Genomic DNA, 17327 nt, shown 5'->3' on the forward strand with positions numbered 1-17327 from the left:
GGATTGCGTTACATGACAACAGGACTGGAACGGCTGCGCGAGCTCAAGGCACTCGGGCGGCTGGAGGCGGAGTACGACCGGGTCGCCCCGCTGCTCGCGGAGCTCACCGACGACCCCGGCACGTCCGCGGCCGCCGATCTGCCGCGGGCCGGCCGGCTACTGGCCGGCCTCGACCGCGCCGCCGTCCTGGCCGCCCATCCGGGCACCCCTGTCGTCACCGTCGCCGTCACCGGCCAGTCCACCGTGGCCCAGCTCGTCGACCCGCTCACCGCGGAACTGGCCCGGCACGGGCTGCTGCTGCGGCCCGTGCTCGGCGACCACGGCGCCTACCTGCACGATCTGACCTCCGAGCAGGGGCTCTTCCACGGTCTGGAGGCCGACCTCTCGCTGTGCCTGCTCGACGCCGAGACCGTCTTCTCCGAGGTGCCGCTGCCCTGGGACGTCGCCGCACTGTCCCGCGCCGCCGACGACGTACTGGAGCGGCTCACCGGCCTGGCCGCCGAGCACGCCCGGCTCGCCGGGACGGCGGACGGGACCGGCGGCACGCTGGTGCTCAACACCCTGCCGCTGCTGCGCCGCCACACCCATCAGCTCGTCGACCACCGCTCACGGGCCCAACTCGGCGTGGTGTGGCGGGAGTTCAACGCCGCGCTGCTGCGGCTGACCGAGCGCTTCCCCGGCCTGGCCGTCATCGACCTCGACCCGCTGATCGCCGAGACCGGCCCCGTCTCGGATCCCCGGCTGGCCGGCTACGCCAAGGCCCAGTACACCGCGCCGCTGCTCGCCGCCTACGCCCGCGAGGCCGCGCACCTCGCCAGGTCGCTGCGCGGGATGACGAAGAAGTGCCTGGTGCTCGACCTGGACGACACGCTCTGGGACGGCATCCTGGGCGACGCGGGGGCGGACGGGATCGCGGCGGCGGGCACGCTGCGCGGAGAGGCGTTCGGGGCGTTCCAGCGGACCGTCAAGCAGCTCGGCTCGCAGGGCGTGCTGCTCGCGGTGAGCAGCAAGAACGATGCGGAGCCGGTGCTCGCCGTGCTCCGCGACCACCCCGACATGGTGCTGCGCGAGACGGACTTCGTGCAGGTCAATGCCAACTGGCAGCCCAAGGACGGCAATGTCGCCGACATCGCCGACCGGCTCGGCATCGGCCTCGACTCCCTCGTCCTCGCCGACGACTCGCCGGCCGAACGCGCCCAGGTGCGGCACGGCGCCCCGCAGGTCTCCGTCGTCCCGCTCGACGACGAACCCGCGCTGCATGTGACGCGGCTGCTGGCGGACGGCTGGTTCGACACGCCCCGGCTGACGGACGAGGACCGGGCCAGGACCGGGCAGTACCGGGTGGAGCGCGAGCGCCGGGAGCTGCGCGAGGGTAGCGGCTCGCACGCGGACTTCCTGCGCGAGCTCAAGGTGGGTGTGCAGCTGAGCGCGCCCCTGCCGCACGAGTTCGCCCGGCTCGCCCAGCTCACCCAGCGCACCAACCAGTTCAACCTCACCGGACTGCGGCTGGCGCAGGCGGACCTGGAGGCACGGGCCGCCGATCCGCGGCAACTGGTGCTCGCGGCGCGGGCGACCGACCGTTTCGGCGACAACGGGCTCGTCGGGGCGGTACTCGGCCATCGCGCGGCCGACGGACTTCATCTGGACAACATCTGGTTGAGCTGCCGCGTTCTGGCAAGGGGCATCGAGCAGGGCTGCGTCGCCGTCCTGCTGGAGCGGGCGCGGGACGCCGGGCTCACCGCGGTGCACGCGCGGTACCGGCCGACCGCGAAGAACCACCGGGTGCGGGACTTCTATCCCTCGCTCGGCTTCGAGGAGGTGTTCGAGGAGTTGGGGGAGGACGGCAACGGCGGCGGTGTACTGCTGCGTCATGACCTGCGTACGGTCCCGCCGGTGCCGGACCACCTCACGATCGACGCACGGCTCGAACGACTCGACGAGCACGACCCGAACGATGGACACGACGGACCGGGAGGGGACCGCCGATGAGCGGCATCGATGACCTGGGCGGCTTTCTGCGGCTGCTGCGCACCGAACTGGGCCTGGAGCTGTCGGACCGGGACGCGTACACCGACCTCGCGGACGTTGAGGGCTGGGACTCGCTGCACCTGCTCCGGCTGGTGTCGCTGCTGGAGGACGAGACCGGGCGCCGGATCCCGGTCCGGCAGGTCCTGGAGGCCCGCACCTTCCAGCAGATCCACTCGCTGGTGGCCGGCGGCGCGAGAGCCGCCGCGCCGTGAGACCCGCGCCACCGCGCACCTGGAACACCCACCGCTGTTGAACCACCGTCTGGAGGAGCAAGGATGACCGTCCCCGGGAACTCCACTCTCGGCCCACCCCTCGGCGAGCCGGTCGAGGTGGGCGCGAGGGGTGCCGCCTGGGACAGGGTCCGTGCCGACCTGACGGCCTACGGAACCGCGCTGATCTACGCCCAGCTGGCCGATCTGCAGCCGGACCTGCCCGAGGGCGACGAACTGCGCGCGCTGCTCGGCCGGGACTGGTCCCGCTATCTCGACCTCGCCCACCCCGCCGTCCGCAGCCGCTACGCGGCCTCGCGGATCCTGCTGAAGTTCGCGGCCGGCGCGGTGCTCAACGGCGATCCCGACGACCTGGAGCTCGCCTACGGGCCGACCGGGCGGCCGTATCTGCGCGGCTGCGACCAGATCGACATCAGCCTCAGCCACACCGAGGACCTGCTGCTGGTCGGCCTCACCACCCGCGGCCTGATCGGCGTGGACGCCGAGCGGACCGACCGGCAGATGTACGGCAGCGGCCTGGGCCGCCATGTGTGCACACCGTACGAACTGGTCACCCTCGCCTCGCTGGAGGAGGAGCAGCGCAACCCCAGCCTGGTGCGGCTGTGGACCCTCAAGGAGGCGTACAGCAAGGCCATCGGGCAGGGCATGCAGTTCCGGTTCAGCGAGTTCGGGTTCGGCCCGGACGGCAAGCCGGTGCGCGTGCAGCGCCCGGACGGCACGGCCGGGACCGGGTCCGAGTGGGCGTTCCGCACCTTCGTGCTCGACACCGGCTACTGCGTGAGCGCGGCGGTGTACGACGCGGGCTTCGGCGCGGTGCTGGACACCGACATCACGACCATGCTCGACCAGGACGCCGCGGACGCGATCACCGCCGCGCTCAATGAGCAGGAGTGACGTTTCTCCGGGGCGCTGTCCCCGGGGTCGTCACTCCTTGAGGCCGAACTGGTCCAGCATCCCGGACAGCGCGACGTTGAACCCCGCCTGGAACCGGCTGGTGGCCTCGAGCTGTTCGGTGATCTCCGATATGTGGCGGCGGCAGGTGCGTACCGACATGCCGAGCCGGCGCGCCACCATCTCGTCCTTGTATCCCTTGGCCATCAGCCGGATGATCGACGCGCGGAGATCGTCGGTCCCCGAGGACGTCGACTGGCTGTCGGGGTTGAACGGGGTGGCGCCGTCCCACAGGTGCTCGAAGACCGCGCACAGGAAGGCGACCAGCGTCGGTTCGCGGACGATCGCCGCGCCGGGGGTCTTCGAGGCCGACTTGCGCTCCGGCAGGAAGACGGTCTCCCGATCGTAAATGATCATGCGGTCGATGAGTTCGTCCGCGGTGCGGACCTCGGCGCCCTCGGCGGAGATGTCCCGGACATACGCCCTGGTGGCGAGGTCGCTGCGGGCCGTGTGCTGGTAGATGGTGCGGATCCGCACCCCCCGGTCCAGCGTGTTCAGCGCGCGCTGCCGGGCCGACGCCAGCGACGGTGACGAGCGGGCGCCGCCGGGCTGCACCGTGAGCAGCTCCTTGCGGCACTGCTGCGTCAGGTGGTTGATCATCGACTGGATGGTGTCCTTGTCGCTGATGACGTCGAAGGCCTCCAGCCGGTTGCGCATCCGGCGTCCCTCGAAGTACCGCGGCATCAGCGACAGCAGCTTCGACCGCACATCGGTGACGGCCTGCTGCAGATCCCGGATCTGATGCTCGGCGGATCCCACCAGATCCGCGGCCGCGACATCCGGTCCCACCGGAACCAGCACGTCGGGATCACCCGGCATCGGCTGCAGAAGGTGCAGAAGTCGCAGGACGTGTTCCACCCGGTCGACCTCGGGCGTGGTGAGCGAAAGTCGCTCCGCGATGTCCGCCCGGTCGAACCGTCCGAACTCGACGGCGGCCCCGTAAGCGGCAGCGCTCAAGTCGTCCAACTCGGCGAACTCCGAACTGGAATTGCCGCTTCCGGCCATCCGTGGCGCTCCCCCGTGAGCTGTGAAGTTGCTGCCATGCAAGCTTAGGCCATCGGGTTGGCCTTGGAGCGGGGATTCGAACCTGGGCATTGTGTGCGGGTCGGACAGTGGCTCTAGTGAGCCTCAAGTGACGACAGCACCACAGTGAAGTCCGTGAGACCGATCCTTTTGGGGGAAACATGAGGGTTTCGGCGAATATGAAGAGTGTGACCGTACGGGCGATGCTCGTCGCAAGTGCGGTCGCGGCGCTGGCGGTCGGGTACTCCCCGGCGCAGGCGCAGACCTTGGAACGTCAGGCGGGGGATGCCATCAGCACTCCTGTGGCTTACAACACGGGGCACGTACACGCTGATGACGACGAGTGGGACTGACCATCCCGGGGGACTGACCATCCCCGGTCGTTCGGCCTGATTTACGCAGCGCTCCCTACCAGCATCTGGTAGGGAGCGTTCTGCTGTGCCCCCACCGTCGCGGGAACCGTCGCCGGAACCGCGATCGCACTGACCAGTACGCCACCGCCCGCCGACCAGCGTCCGCTGAAACCCGTGGGGTCCCCCTCTTTCAGGGCGGACGCCGGCAGCAGCAGCCGCGCGCGGAAGGTACGCGCCAGCGGGTTGACGGTGATGAGCGCGTCCTCGAAGTCCAGCTCCCGGCCGGTGAGCGGGAACCAGGCCTTGTAGACGGACTCCTTCATGCTGAACAGCAGCCGGTCCCAGCACACCTCGGGGGTCGTCCGCATCAACTGCCGTACCCAGCCGCGCTCCTGGGGGAGCGCGATGGACTCCAGGATGCCCTCCGGGAGGGTGTCGTTGGGCTCGGCGTCGATCCCGATCGCCGCCATGTCGCTGGTACGGGCCACGGCCGCCGCACGGTAGCCGTTGCAGTGCGTCATGCTGCCGACCACGTCCGGGGCCCACTGCGGCGCGCCGCGGAGGCCGGGGAGTATCGGCATCGCCGGCAGGCCGAGCCCGGCCAGGGCGCGGCGGGCGCACCAGCGCGCCGTGGTGAATTCCAGCCGCCGCTTCTCCACCGCGTTGCGGATCTGCTCCGCCTCCTCCGGGAACAGGGTCGCCTCGGGCGGGTCCAGCGTCGCGTCCACCGCGACGACCTCGGTGGGAAGCAGCTGCGCGATCATGGGAGCCCCGTTTCGTCCGACGCCTCGTCGGCGTCTGCCGCTTGCTCGCTCCGGTGGGTGGCGAGCGATTTCCACGCTGCCGTTCCGGGGGGTCACGGGACAACGAATGCGGCGCCGGCGGCGGTGATATGGCAGGTCGCAGCCCCGATCCATGCCCACCAGCTGCTATCCGGGAGACGGCCGGGAGGCGGCCTGCCGGTCGGCAGGCATGGGCGCGCGACGGCTTGCCATGCGGTTGCTACACGCCATGACAAGGCGGCCGGTCGGGCCGGGGGCAGGGGGTGCCTGCCCGGACATAGGGGTTCTTCCCCACTCTTCGCCGTTCTACCCTCATCGGATGTCTCAAGGGAAGTTGCTGGGCATCAGTGACCTGCATGTCGCGCATCCGGAGAACCGGAAGATCCTCGAGGAGCTGCGCCCGGACAACCCGGCGGACTGGCTGATCGTGGCGGGCGACGTGGGCGAGGTGCTCGAGGACGTCGAGTGGGCCCTGGAACTGCTGAGCGTGCGGTTCGCCCACGTCGTGTGGGCGCCGGGCAACCATGACCTGTGGACCCCGCACGGCGATGCCGTGCAGCTGCGCGGCGAGGCCCGCTACCGGCATCTGGTGGAGGTCTGCCGGTCGCTGGGCGTGCACAGTCCGGAGGACCCGTACCCGGTCTGGAGCGGCCCCGGCGGCCCGGTCGTCGTCGCGCCGCTGTTCCTGCTGTACGACTACACCTTCCGCACGCCCACCGCGGCCACGAAGGAGGAGTCGCTCGCGCAGGCCTACGAGGCCGGCATCGTCTGCACCGACGAGTTCCTGCTGCACCCCGATCCCTACCCGTCGCGGGACGCGTGGTGCCGGGCCCGGGTGGCGGAGACCGCGCGGCGGCTGGAAGCCTGCGATCCGGAACTGCGGACCGTCCTCGTCAACCACTTCCCCCTGGTGCGGGACCCGACGAATATCCTGCGTTATCCCGAATTCGCCCAATGGTGCGGAACTGAGCTGACGGCGGACTGGCACACCCGATTCCGGGCCGCCGCCGTCGTCTACGGGCATCTGCACATTCCCCGCACCACCTGGTACGACGGGGTGCGGTTCGAAGAGGTGTCGGTCGGCTACCCCCGTGAGTGGCGCACTCCCGGCCACCCCAGGAACGTGCCGCGGCAGATCCTTCCGGAGCCCGCCACGGCCCTCTGACCTGCCCCGCCCGATAGCACGTCGGACGGGCACTCGCGCGCCGCTGGAGTACTTACTGCAGGGCAACTTCCGGCCACCGTGGGACGCGAGTTCCCTGCCTACACTGGATTCCTGATTCAACGGGGAGAATCCTCCGTTTCAATTCGCCAGTGCCAATGCGCTTCCTCTGGGGAAAAAGGCCGGTTATTCCGGCCGGCGGGAGCGCGGACCGCACTGGATTACGGGGACAGTGGGGCGAAGATGGTGCTGATCGACCGTGAGGCGGAACTGGCGCTACTGGATACGGCCTTGGCCGGATGTATGGCGGGACATGCCCGGATCGTGCTGGTCGAAGGCGCGGTCGGCTGCGGGAAGAGCGAACTCGCCGACACCGTCGCCGAGTCGGCCGAGAAGGCCGGCGCCGTCGTGCTGCGCGCGATGGGATCCGCGGCGGAACGGGCCCTGCCACTGGCGGTGCTGGGGCAGCTCGTCAACAGCGCGCCGCCCGGGACACTCCCGGAACCGGCGCAGAACCAGGGCCCGTCGAGGATCGAGGCCATGCAGGCGTTCAGCGACGCCGTCCATGACCTCAGTACGCGGACACCGGTGGTGATCTGCGTCGACGACCTGCATCTGGTGGACGACCTGTCCTGCCGCTATCTGCTGCAACTGGCCCGCAGGGCCCGCAACGCCAGGATCCTGCTGGTGCTGACCGAACCGGTGCACGAGCGCAGCGACGACCCGGTGTTCGGCACCGAGCTGCTGCGGCAGCCCAACTTCACCCGGGTCCGGCTGGAGCGGCTCGGCCGGTACGCCGTCGCCGAGGTGCTCGCCCAGGGTCTCGACGGGCAGCCGGACACGGCGGGGGACGAGCGGCTCGCCGACCACGCCGGCCACTTCTGGACCGTCAGCGGCGGCAACCCGCTGCTGCTGCGCGCCCTCGTCGAGGAGTACCGGGTCGCCCGGCGCAACTCCCCGGCGGGCGCGATCCCGGAGCCGGAGGCGGGCGGCGCGTTCACCCAGGCCGTCCTGGCCTGCCTGTACCGCTGCGGGCCGCGGACCACCCAGCTGGCCGAGGCGCTGGCCGTGCTGGGCAGGACCGGCACCGCGGAACTGGCGGCGCAGCTGCTGGGCATCACCACTCCCGCGGCGGTCCAGGGGGTCGCCGCGCTGAACGCCGCCGGGATCCTGGAGAGCTTCCGCTTCCGGCACCCCGCGGTGCGCCGCTCGCTCCTCGACCGGATGGATCCGGCCGCCCGCACCGGACTGCACCGGCGGGCCGCCAGGCTGGCGCACCAGTACGGCATGCCCGCGTCGGCCGTCGCCGGCCAGCTGCTCGCCGCGCAGCACGCGGACGAGGACTGGGCGGTGCCGGTCCTGCGGGCGGCGGCCGAGCAGCTGCTCGCCGACGGCAAGGCCGTACCGGCCGCCGCCTGCCTGGAGCTGGCGTACCAGGGCTGCACCGACGACGAACAGCGCGCCGAGTTCCGCACCCGGCTGGCCGCCGTGACCTGGCGGACCAACCCGGGCGCCGCCGAACGGCATCTCAGCGAACCGCTGGACGCGCTGCGCGCCGACCGGCTCGCCCCGGCCCGGATGGGCCCGCTGGCCCGGCTGCTGGCCGCCCAGGGGCGGATCGACGAGGCCGGCGACGTACTCGCCCGGCTCGCGACCGCGACCGGCGACACGGGCCGGCGGCCCGACCCGCAGCACGGCACGGCACCGGTCTCGTCGCTGGGCTCCGCGCTCGGCAGCAGACCCGGCGGCCAGCTGCCGGGGCACCGGGACGATCCGCTGGACGGGCTGTCCGCCTTCCCGCGCTGGGCCGGCGGGCGGACCCGCGCCGCGGGCTCGCCGCCGTCCACCGCCGCGCACTCCAGCGTCAACGCCGCCACGGTGGCGGTCGCGCCGGCCGCCCTGTGGGCGATCCCGGACGGCGTGCAGGACGGCACGGCCGCCGAGGACGCCGAACTGTTCCTGCGCGGGACGACGCTCGCTGCCGCCACCGTGGAGCCGATCGTGCAGGCCCTGCGGGTCCTGCTGCACCTCGGGGGTGCGCAGCGGGCCGTGCACTGGAGCCAGGTCATCGGCGAGGAGGCCGCCCGCCGCGAAGCCCCGGGCTGGCAGGCGCTGTTCACCTCGCTGTGGGCCGAGGCCCTGCTGCGCCAGGGGGATCTGCAGGGCGCCGAGGAGCGGGCCGCGCTCGCCCTCAAGCTGGTGCCGGAACGCGGCGGCAGCGTCTTCCTGTGCGGGGTGGCGGCGACGCTGGTCCGCGCCCGCACCGCGATGGGCCACTACGACGCGGCCGCCCGGGTGCTCAGCCAGCCGGTCCCCGAGGGCCTGGCCGGCAGCTTCCACGGGCTTGCCTATCTGCGCGCCCGCGGCCAGTACCACCTGGCGACCAGCCGCTACCACGCGGCGCTCGGCGACTTCCTGGACATCGGCCGGCGCACCAAGCGCTGGGGTCTGGACCGGCCGCTGCTGCTGCCGTGGCGCACCGACGCGGCGGAGGCGCTGCTGCAGCTCGGCGAGGCGCACCAGGCGGAGCGCTTCGTGACCGACCAGCTCGCCACCCGCGACGCCGCCAACCCGTGGGTGTCCGGTATCTCGCTGCGGCTGCGCGCCGCGACGCGTGAGCCCAGGGAGCGGCAGATCCTGCTCGCGAAGTCCGTCGACGAACTGCGCCGGTCGGGCGACCGCTACGAGCTGGCCCGTTCCATGGCCGAACTCGGCCAGGTGCTGAAGGAACTGGGCGAGCCGACCCGCGCCAACATGGTCAACCGGCGGGCCTGGCACCTGGCGCAGGAGTGCGGGGCCGAGGCACTGCGCGAGAAGACCCTCCCGGGGCACAGCGCCGCGGGCGGGGTGCCGGAGGACCCGGCGCCGGTGGCGGCCTACGCGGACCTGGAGGCCAAGCTCAGCGACTCCGAGAAGCGGGTGGCGATGCTCGCGGTGCACGGGCACACCAACCGGGAGATCGCGATGAAGCTCTACATCACCGTCAGCACCGTCGAGCAGCACCTGACGCGGGTCTACCGCAAGCTCAGCATCAGCAGCCGGCAGGAGCTGCCGGTGGACCTTCAGCTCAGCGTCACCGAGATGGCGTGACCGCCGAACTCCCTTGACGCGCACCTTTGTTGGAAGTCCACAACCCCCACCTGTCACAGCACCCCGTACCCAGGGAGAGGACGAGCAGTTGAGCACACCGTTCGAGGACCCGGACGCCACCTATCTGGCACTGGTCAACGACGAGGGCCAGTACTCCGTGTGGCCGGCCGCCAACGACGTGCCCGCCGGCTGGCGGATCGTCCTGGAGGAGAGCGGCCGGCAGGCCTGTCTTGACCACGTCGAGGCGCACTGGACGGACATGCGGCCGGTGAGCCTACGCGCCGCCATGGGCGGGCAGCCGGGCGAGTGACGCGCGGGCGTACACCACCTGGTAGCCCGGCAGGATGAACAGCGACTCGCGGAACGACGTGGTCGACTCGGGCATCAACTCCGGTACGGAGTCGGGCTGTTCGTACATGAGCGCCCGCTCCAGCCGGAAGAAGTACAGATTGTGGGCGTCGACCCGGCGCTGGTAGGACCACCAGTCGCGGCACTCTTCGGGGCTGCCGCGCTCCCGCAGGTACGCGGCGACCAGCCGCTCCTCCAGGCAGTGCGCGAGCCGTTCCGACGCGAACTGCGACCGGACCGAGCGTCCCGGCCGGGCCCGTTCGTACAGGCAGTGGCCCAGCTCGTGGGCGATGCCGGCCAGGGCGTCGATCGTGGGGGCGTCCTGGCCCAGCACGATCGCGCGCCCGCTGTCGTCGTCCACCGTGCGGAACGGGGTGCCGGTCTCCTGGAGCGAGGACTCGGCGAGGATCCGCGTCACCTCCGCGCGCCGGTGCCGCAGCTCCGGCAGGCCGGCCAGGATCTCGGCGGCGGGCGCGTGGGTGGGGTGGCGCAGGATGACGCTGTCGGCCGGGATGGGCAGCGGCAGTTCGGCGAGGAACGTCAGCATCGAGCGGCGCAGCGGCAGGACGTCCGCGTACTCGGGGCGCGCCATCACCTGCCGGACCTGCCGGTGGGTGCTGTCGATCAGCCGGCGCAGCCAGGGGGTCGCGCGGAGCCCGGCCAGGGCCGCGCGGCGGCCGCGCAGCACGCTCTCGATCAGCTCGCCGCGCCCCAGGACCGCCTCCTTCTGCAGCAGGCGGCGCTGGTCCCGGTAGGCGGCCACGGCGGCGGCGTCGCCGGGGAAGACGGCATCGGCGGGTACGCGTGCGCGGGGTGCGTCAACCGCGGTGTTCCGGGGGCTCATTCACCAGGCGGCCGGCTCGGCCGGCTCGGAGCGGAACGGCGTCAGCAGCGCCAGGACGGCGCGGTCGACACGGCGCGGGACGGCGGCCGGGAGGTAGAGCGGGCTCGCGAAGAAGACGTTGGCGAGCAGTTCGCCCAGCGAGCCGACCCGGCCCCAGGCGACGGCGGAGGTGCCGTCGGCGGCGGGGCCCGCCTCGACCAGGCAGGCGGGGTGCTCGGCGTCGTAGGCGCGCAGCAGCAGCCGCTGGAGCAGCTCCGCCTGGTCCGCGCCACCGAGGTGGTAGACGAAGGTGTTGAACGCGGGGTTCGGCAGCTGCTGGAAGAGCAGCAGGCGATTGGCGTCGACGACCAGGGTGCCGCGTTCCAGCGGGTCGATCCCCAGGTTGTTGACGGTGGTGGCGAAGTGCGAGACGCCCGGCTCGACATGCAGGGTCAGTTCACCCGCGTCGGCCAGCCGCTGGAGCTGCTGGACGACCGTGACACCGAGCCGTGGGTCGCCGGGCAGCAGGACGGCGATGTCGCCGTCGGACCGCGCCCGGTCCAGGATGCGGCCGAGCAGCCGGCCGAAGTCGTCGTGGTCGCGTGCGCCGGCCAGGTGGAGCGCGTGCAGTGATTCGGTGGGCCGGTCCGTCAGTTCGCGGACGTCGACGGCCGGGTCGACCAGGTGGAGCACCGCTTCGGCCTCCCGCAGCTGGCGCAGTCCGGCGAGGGTGAGCTGCTCGATCCCCTGGACGCCGAGCCCGACGACCCTGATGCGATTCATCGCGGTTCCTTCCCGGTGACGGTGACGGTGCCGCGCTATGGCGGGGCGGTGCGGGGTGGCGGCGGGTGCGGGTGCGGGTGCGCGGGGCGGTGCGTGTGCGCGGGGCGGTGCGGTCGTCAGGACCGCACCGCCCCGGCGGTGTCACGCGTCGCCGTTGTCCGCGTCGATGTCCTCGAGGATCTGCGCGAGGTCGGCCGGGACGACGCTCTGCAGACGGGGGGTGTTGGCGTTGTTGTTGCCGTTGTTGTTCGAGTCGTTGTTGTTCATGTTGCTGTTGTTGTTGTCCGCGAAGTTCGTGGTCGCGTTGTTGTTCGCGTTCGCGTTGTTGTTGGAGCTGTTGTTGCTGTTGTTCGAGTCGTTGTTGTTGTTCGACGAGTTGTTGGACACGAGTCCTCCTGCAGCAGTGCTGTGGGTCGGGCGTGGTGCCCGGTCTGCCCGCGTCGAGCAGCACCCCCATGAACCGACACCGCGCTAAAGCCGGGTATGCGCGGGGTTTGTGCCGGACCACGGCGCCATGACAAGCGCATAGCAACCCCCCGCCGGGTGCTCCCGCGGATGGCAGGGAACGGGCTCTCCGGCAGCCGCCGCACGCCCGTTCGGCCGGCCGGCCGCCCACCGCCCTTGAGCGGCACCGACCGCCCCGGAAGGCTCGGAGCAGCCGATCCAGGGAGGCTCATCATGACCACGCATCCTCTGCCGCCGAAGACATCCGTCCCCGGGCAACTGCGTGCCGGACTGCTCGACCAGGTGGAGGAGCGGCTGCGCGGCCTGCTGGCCGGGGAGTTCGACCGCTGGCACGCGGTGAACCCGAGGGCGGCGAGCCTGGTCGGCTCGATCACCGAGCTGGTGCGGGCGGGCGGCGACCGGATCCGCCCCGTCATCTGCGTCACCGGCTACCTCGCCGCGGGCGGCGACCCCACCTCCACCGCGATCGTCGACGCGGCGGCCGCGCTGGAACTGCTCGACACCTGCTTCCTCATCCGCAGCGACATCCGCGACAACGCCCCGCTGCGGCACGGCATCCCCACCCTGCACGTCAGCCATGCCGCCGAGCACGAGCGCAGCGGCTGGCGCGGTGAGTCCCGGCGCTTCGGCGAGGGCACCGCGGTCCTCGCGGGGGACCTGGCGCTCGCCTACGCGGACCGGCTCGCGTCGCGGCTGCCGGCCGCCGCGTGGCAGCTGTGGGACGAGTTGCGCACCGAACGCGTCATCGGCGCCCACACCGACGCCGCCTGTGTGACGGAGTACCTCGACGACCCGTGGCCGGGCCGCTGCATCGCGGGCTGCGCCAAGGGCTGCGGGGCGGGCTGGTACGCCCTGCACCACCCGCTGCTGCTCGGCGCCGCGCTGGCCGGCCGGCAGGACCTCGCCGCCTCGTACCGCGACTACGCCCGCCCCCTGCACGCCGCCTGGCGGCTGCGCGGCTTCCTGGAGGGCGGGCCCGGCTACGACTGGGACGCGCAGATGCTGCGCGAGGTGCTGCTGGGCACGGAGGAGCGGGACACGGCGGAGCGGATCATCTCCCAGCTCGTCGCCCGTGCCGACCGCGTCGTGGACGCCGCGCCGCTCGCCCCCGGCTGGCGCGACGAACTCGCCGCGTTCGCGATCCGGATCTCCGGCCTGTCGGAGTAGCCCGGCCTCCGCACCGTGAACCGGCCCTACGCGTCGGGCGCGGGGACCGGGACCGGGCGGGGGACGCCCGGCCGGATGCGGGCGAGCCAGCTGCGCAGGCCCTCCTTGCGCAGCTCGCCCCGGTCGTCCCTGGGCAGCGAACCGACCAGCTCCAGCCGGGTCGGCAGGAACGCGGCGGCGACGCCGCGCCCGGCCAGGTGGTCCCGCAGCTCGACCAGGCCGGGCGGCTCCGCCTCGGTGGTGGGCACGACGACGGCGCACGGCATCTCGCCGTACTCCGGATCGACGTAGCCGACCACCGCGGCCTCGCGCACCCGGGGATGGGTCAGCAGCCGCTCCTCCAGCTCGGCCACCGGCACCAGGAAGATGCCGCCCAGCCGCTCGCCGGCCCGCCGCATGACCTGGACGCCGCCGAGGCCGTCGGCCTTGGCGAGGTCCCCGGTGTCGAGCCAGCCCTCGTCGCGGTCCCAGGTGATCAGCGGGGCCGGTCCGCCGCCGCGCTGCCACGTCGCCAGGCAGACGGAGGGGCCGCGGACCCGGAGCTGTGACGTCTGCGCGTCCCCGACGCCCTCGGCGGGCACCACGGAGACCTCGAGGCCGGGCAGCGGGCGCCCGTCGCTCTCGGCGTTGCGCTCGGCCGGGGTGTCGCCCCGGGTCACCGTGCCCATGCCCAGCTCGGGGGCGCCCCAGACGGTGCGGACCGGCGCGCCCAGCGCCCCCGGCAGATCGGCGAGCAGCTGGGCCGGCGTGCTGGTGCGCCCGCCGGAGAGCAGCAGGCGCAGGGCGCCGAGCTCGCGGGGGCGGTGCTGCTGCGCGGCGAGCACCTCGGACCAGTAGACGGGAGCCGCGTACGCCTGGTTGACCCCGGCGGCGGCCATCAGGTCGAGGCAGCTGCCCGGATCCCAGACGTCCTGGTAGACACCGGTGCCGCCGACCGCGAGCGGCCAGCAGACGCTGTACAGCAGCGAGGCGAGGGAGGTGAGCGGCAGCGCCGAGTAGAAGACCTCGCCGGGCCGCCGGCCCGGCCCCGCCGGGTCCCGCTGGGTGCTGATGTTCGCGTACAGGGTGTTGGGGGTGTGCAGGGCGGCGGCGTAGGCATCGCCCAGGCTCATGACGGTGATCATGAGGCTGATCCGGTCCGCCCGGTCGGAGCGCAGGCTCAACCGCCGTGCGCGCGGCCCGCGTTCGTGCGGAGTGCGCTGGAAGTACCCGGCGAAGTCGAGGGCGCCCGTCGCGGCGGCGTCACCGATCACCACGCGGTGCCGCAGCCAGGGGAGCGCCGGGGCGAGATCGGCGAGGGCCTGCGCGTGCGGGAAGCCCTCCCAGACGTCGGGCACCACACAGATCCGCGCCCGGCTGCCCTCCAGGATCCGTTCCAGGCCGTGCGCACGCACGGTCGGCAGGACGGGGACGGCGAGCGCGCCCACCCGCAGGCAGGCCAGGGTGAGCGCGGCGGCCTCCCACCAGCTCGGCAGCTGGAAGGCGACCGGATCGCCGGCGCCGATCCCGAGACGGTCGAGCGCGGCGGCGAACCGGTCGACGTAGAGGGCCAGTTGCGCGTAGCTGACGGTGACCGTACGGCGGTCGGCAGGGCGGTGGATCCGCTGGGAGACGATGGCGGGCCGGCCGGGGTCCATGGCCGCGGTCCGGTACAGGTCGTGCAGGAACGTCTCGTCCCGCCACCAGCCCTCGGCCCGGAACCGGGCCGCCACCTCCTCGGGCGGTGTGACGGCGGCCAGCAGCCCGGACAGGTGCCCGGTCGCCTGCTCCGCCGGGTCCGCGTCCCTGTCCGTACTTCCGTTCACGGTTACGGCCATCGGCCGACCGACCAGGCCACCTGCACCCGGGAGGTGCAGTTGAGCCGGCGCATCACCTGGCGGACGTGGTTGACCACCGTCCATTCGGAAATGCCGAGCTGACCGGCTATCTGCCGGTTGGTCAGACCCTCCGAGACGAGCATCGCGACCTGGACCTGGCGCGGGGTGAGCGGCTGCGCCGCCGGGCTCTCCTGCTCGGCGTGCGGGGCGGGCACGGCCGCCGCCAGCGCCTCCGCCACGGCCGCGCCGGGCGCCAGCCGCAGCCCCTCGGCCCACGCGGTGGCGAAGCCCGTCCAGTGCAGCCGCTCCCGCAGCCCCGCCAGCGCCTCCTCCAGCACTCCCCACCGCTCGTCGGGGACCCTGCCCCCGAAGCTCCGGCGCAGCGCGTCGGCAGCCGCGATCAGCCGGACGGCGCGCGGCTGCTGGCCGGGGGAGGCGCGGAGCAGCAGCAGCGCGAACGACTCCAGGGTGGCGGGGAGTTCGGTGCGTTCGCCGATCGAGTCGTACAGCCGCAGGCTCTCGCGCAGCGCCCGGCCCGCCGCGTCCAGGTCCTCACCGTCCTCGGCGAAGGCCGCGGACTCGCGCAGCGCGGTCGCCAGTCCGCGCGGGTCGCGGATCCGCCGGTACGCGTCGAGCGCGCGGTCCAGCAGTTCCTTCCCCTTGCGGGTCTCGCCCTGCACGCGCAGCGCCCCGGCCAGCGCGGTGCCGGCCTCTGCGGCGGGTCCCGCCGCGCCCAGCGACTCCAGGGTGGCCAGCGCGGGGCCGAGCGCCGCCTGCGCCCCGGACGGATCGCCCAGCAGCAGCAGCGCCATGCCCATCCGCGCCGTCACCAGCGCGCCCTGCCGGCGGTCGCCGAGCCGCTTGCACAGCGCGAGCGCGCGGCGGTGCCGCCGAACCGCCAGGTCCGGGTCGCCGAGCGCCGCCGTGAAGGTGCCCGACAGGTCGACGAGCCGGGCCCGCACCGGCTCCGGCAGCGTCCCGCCGCCGTCACCCGGGCCGTCCTCGGCGAGGCCGTCGCACCAGTCGAGGCCCTCGCGCAGCCGCCCCTGGACGAGCCACGGCTGCCGGCACGCGGAGACCAGCGCCGCGACGGCCTCCCGCTCGCCCCGGGCCCGCAGCCGGCGCAGCGCCGCGCTGATGTTGCCGCTCTCCGCGGCCAGCACACCGAGCCACTTCTCCTGTTCGGTGCCGGCCAGCCGCGGTTCGGTGGCCGTCACCAGCCGCTGGTACTCGCTCGCGTGCCGGTCCAGGGCCGCGTCCGTGCCGCCCGCCTGCTCCAGCTCGTTGAGCAGGAACGACCGCACCGGCTCGGGGACGGCGAACCGGGGCTCGCCCAGCTCCTGGTCGACGACGGTCAGCAGGTTCTTGTCGATCAGCGTCTCCAGCACGTCCTCGGCGCCCACCCGGACCAGCATCGCCAGTCCGAATCCCCGCTCGAAGACGGCCAGCTGCTCCAGGTGCCCGCGCTGTTCCGCGTCCAGCTGCCGGCAGCTCCACCGCGCGAGCGCCGTCAGCGACCGGTGCCGTTCCGGCGCGTCCACCGGGCCGCCGGCCAGGATCGTGGTCCGGTGCCGCAGCCGGGCGAGCAGGACGTGCGGCGGGAACAGCCGCAGCCGCCCGGCGGCCAGTTCGACGGCGAGCGGCAGCCCCTCCAGCAGCGCGCAGATCTCCGCGACGGCCGCGACGTTCTCCGCCGTCAGCGCGAAACCGGGGTCGGCGTCCCGGGCCCGCCGGATGAACAGCGCGACCGACGGAACGTCCTGGACCTCCTGCACATCGGGCTCGGCCGCCGCGGCCGTCTCGGGCACCGGCAGCGGTGCGACGGGCAGCAGCCGTTCCCCGTAGACGTGCAGCGGCTCCTGGCCGGTGGCCAGCACCACCAACCGGTCGTTGGACGCGATGAGTTCGCCGATCCCGGCGACCGGAGGAACGTCCGGCTGGTCGCAGCCGTCCAGGACGAGCAGGACGTGCCCCTCGGGCACCCGGTCGGGAAGCGCCTCCCGCGCCAGGTCCACGCACCGCACCTCGTCGAAGAAGTCCGCCGCCCCGGCGGCTGCCTCCGCCGCGAGCCGGCTCTTCCCGACCCCGGCGGGCCCCGTCAGGGTCAGCAGCCGCACCGACGGATCCCGCAACCGCCCGGCCAGGACGACCGTTTCCGTCTCCCGCCCGACCAGACTGCGGCGCGGGCCGAACCGTTCAGGCCCGGCCTGCGGGCGGTCCTGCCGCCGTTCCCGTTCCTGCTGCGATACCGGCATCGTTCCCCCTGCCCTCATAGGACGCGGTCATGGTCGGCTCCTCGGCCAAA

General features: G+C 73.0%; 15 protein-coding genes. 8 read left to right on the plus strand and 7 right to left on the minus strand.

Going from position 1 to position 17327, the window contains the following annotated elements; translation table 11 throughout:
- Positions 1-12 precede the first annotated feature (12 nt).
- The 3 genes from LNW72_RS26830 (at position 13) to LNW72_RS26840 (ending at position 3152) form a co-directional block, all read left to right on the plus strand.
- Positions 13-1989 carry an HAD-IIIC family phosphatase gene (locus LNW72_RS26830; protein WP_250977698.1) on the plus strand — a complete coding sequence of 659 codons (1977 nt, stop codon included), beginning with the start codon at positions 13-15 and terminating at the stop codon, positions 1987-1989.
- Positions 1986-2240 (plus strand): phosphopantetheine-binding protein, encoded by a 255-nt coding sequence (locus LNW72_RS26835; RefSeq protein WP_250977699.1) that lies wholly within the window; start codon positions 1986-1988, stop codon positions 2238-2240. The genes LNW72_RS26830 and LNW72_RS26835 overlap by 4 nt, the downstream gene beginning before the upstream one ends.
- Before the next feature lie 63 nt (positions 2241-2303).
- Entirely contained in the window at positions 2304-3152 is an 849-nt protein-coding gene (locus LNW72_RS26840) for a 4'-phosphopantetheinyl transferase superfamily protein (protein WP_250977700.1), read from the plus strand.
- A gap of 30 nt (positions 3153-3182) precedes the next feature.
- Here the strand turns inward: LNW72_RS26840 and LNW72_RS26845 are convergent, their stop codons facing one another.
- Positions 3183-4214 (minus strand): LuxR C-terminal-related transcriptional regulator, encoded by a 1032-nt coding sequence (locus tag LNW72_RS26845; RefSeq protein WP_138350855.1) that lies wholly within the window; start codon positions 4212-4214, stop codon positions 3183-3185.
- A gap of 197 nt (positions 4215-4411) precedes the next feature.
- Between LNW72_RS26845 and LNW72_RS26850 the strand changes: the two genes are divergently transcribed.
- Complete coding sequence (locus LNW72_RS26850; RefSeq protein WP_250977701.1) at positions 4412-4585, plus strand: hypothetical protein; 174 nt, start codon at positions 4412-4414, stop codon at positions 4583-4585.
- A gap of 41 nt (positions 4586-4626) precedes the next feature.
- Here LNW72_RS26850 and LNW72_RS26855 read toward each other — a convergent pair whose 3' ends face one another.
- Positions 4627-5349, minus strand: a complete 723-nt coding sequence (locus LNW72_RS26855; protein ID WP_250977702.1) for a 4'-phosphopantetheinyl transferase superfamily protein — start codon at positions 5347-5349, stop codon at positions 4627-4629.
- A gap of 337 nt (positions 5350-5686) precedes the next feature.
- On the opposite strand from LNW72_RS26855, the gene LNW72_RS26860 reads away from it, so the two are divergent.
- The 3 genes from LNW72_RS26860 (at position 5687) to LNW72_RS26870 (ending at position 9929) form a co-directional block, all read left to right on the plus strand.
- Positions 5687-6532, plus strand: coding sequence for a metallophosphoesterase (locus tag LNW72_RS26860; protein WP_250977703.1), 846 nt, complete (start codon positions 5687-5689; stop codon positions 6530-6532).
- 240 nt (positions 6533-6772) lie between these two features.
- The gene (locus LNW72_RS26865) at positions 6773-9619 is read left to right on the plus strand and encodes a LuxR family transcriptional regulator (RefSeq protein WP_250977704.1); all 2847 of its coding nucleotides are present in this window, start codon (positions 6773-6775) and stop codon (positions 9617-9619) included.
- An 88-nt stretch (positions 9620-9707) separates the two neighbouring features.
- Positions 9708-9929 carry an MbtH family protein gene (locus LNW72_RS26870; RefSeq protein WP_250977705.1) on the plus strand — a complete coding sequence of 74 codons (222 nt, stop codon included), beginning with the start codon at positions 9708-9710 and terminating at the stop codon, positions 9927-9929.
- Here LNW72_RS26870 and LNW72_RS26875 read toward each other — a convergent pair.
- From LNW72_RS26875 to LNW72_RS26885, 3 genes are all read right to left on the minus strand, one after another.
- Positions 9894-10811, minus strand: coding sequence for a hypothetical protein (locus LNW72_RS26875; RefSeq protein ID WP_250977706.1), 918 nt, complete (start codon positions 10809-10811; stop codon positions 9894-9896). The genes LNW72_RS26870 and LNW72_RS26875 overlap by 36 nt on opposite strands.
- A complete protein-coding gene (locus LNW72_RS26880; RefSeq protein WP_250977707.1) occupies positions 10812-11573 on the minus strand; it encodes an SAM-dependent methyltransferase in 762 nt (253 codons plus the stop codon).
- Between the two features lie 141 nt (positions 11574-11714).
- Positions 11715-11960 carry a hypothetical protein gene (locus LNW72_RS26885; protein WP_250977708.1) on the minus strand — a complete coding sequence of 82 codons (246 nt, stop codon included), beginning with the start codon at positions 11958-11960 and terminating at the stop codon, positions 11715-11717.
- 291 nt (positions 11961-12251) lie between these two features.
- On the opposite strand from LNW72_RS26885, the gene LNW72_RS26890 reads away from it, so the two are divergent.
- Positions 12252-13205, plus strand: a complete 954-nt coding sequence (locus LNW72_RS26890) for a polyprenyl synthetase family protein (RefSeq protein WP_250977709.1) — start codon at positions 12252-12254, stop codon at positions 13203-13205.
- Positions 13206-13231: 26 nt separating this feature from the next.
- Here LNW72_RS26890 and LNW72_RS26895 read toward each other — a convergent pair whose 3' ends face one another.
- Together LNW72_RS26895 and LNW72_RS26900 are read right to left on the minus strand one after the other, a co-directional pair.
- Positions 13232-15010 carry an AMP-binding protein gene (locus LNW72_RS26895; protein ID WP_250977710.1) on the minus strand — a complete coding sequence of 593 codons (1779 nt, stop codon included), beginning with the start codon at positions 15008-15010 and terminating at the stop codon, positions 13232-13234.
- Between the two features lie 2 nt (positions 15011-15012).
- On the minus strand, positions 15013-17277 hold the full coding sequence (locus tag LNW72_RS26900) for a LuxR C-terminal-related transcriptional regulator (RefSeq protein ID WP_250977711.1): 2265 nt from the start codon (positions 17275-17277) through the stop codon (positions 15013-15015).
- Between the last annotated feature and the right edge of the window lie 50 nt (positions 17278-17327).

Origin of the sequence: Streptomyces sp. RKAG293 (assembly GCF_023701745.1) — a bacterium.
Classification (GTDB): domain Bacteria; phylum Actinomycetota; class Actinomycetes; order Streptomycetales; family Streptomycetaceae; genus Actinacidiphila.

Coding starts and splice junctions, on each gene's coding strand:
- LNW72_RS26830 (WP_250977698.1), top strand. CDS start 13: ATGACAACAGGACTGGAACGGCTGCGCGAGCTCAAGGCACTCGGGCGG.
- LNW72_RS26835 (WP_250977699.1), top strand. CDS start 1,986: ATGAGCGGCATCGATGACCTGGGCGGCTTTCTGCGGCTGCTGCGCACC.
- LNW72_RS26840 (WP_250977700.1), top strand. CDS start 2,304: ATGACCGTCCCCGGGAACTCCACTCTCGGCCCACCCCTCGGCGAGCCG.
- LNW72_RS26845 (WP_138350855.1), bottom strand. CDS start 4,214: ATGGCCGGAAGCGGCAATTCCAGTTCGGAGTTCGCCGAGTTGGACGAC.
- LNW72_RS26850 (WP_250977701.1), top strand. CDS start 4,412: ATGAAGAGTGTGACCGTACGGGCGATGCTCGTCGCAAGTGCGGTCGCG.
- LNW72_RS26855 (WP_250977702.1), bottom strand. CDS start 5,349: ATGATCGCGCAGCTGCTTCCCACCGAGGTCGTCGCGGTGGACGCGACG.
- LNW72_RS26860 (WP_250977703.1), top strand. CDS start 5,687: ATGTCTCAAGGGAAGTTGCTGGGCATCAGTGACCTGCATGTCGCGCAT.
- LNW72_RS26865 (WP_250977704.1), top strand. CDS start 6,773: ATGGTGCTGATCGACCGTGAGGCGGAACTGGCGCTACTGGATACGGCC.
- LNW72_RS26875 (WP_250977706.1), bottom strand. CDS start 10,811: ATGAGCCCCCGGAACACCGCGGTTGACGCACCCCGCGCACGCGTACCC.
- LNW72_RS26880 (WP_250977707.1), bottom strand. CDS start 11,573: ATGAATCGCATCAGGGTCGTCGGGCTCGGCGTCCAGGGGATCGAGCAG.
- LNW72_RS26890 (WP_250977709.1), top strand. CDS start 12,252: ATGACCACGCATCCTCTGCCGCCGAAGACATCCGTCCCCGGGCAACTG.
- LNW72_RS26900 (WP_250977711.1), bottom strand. CDS start 17,277: ATGCCGGTATCGCAGCAGGAACGGGAACGGCGGCAGGACCGCCCGCAG.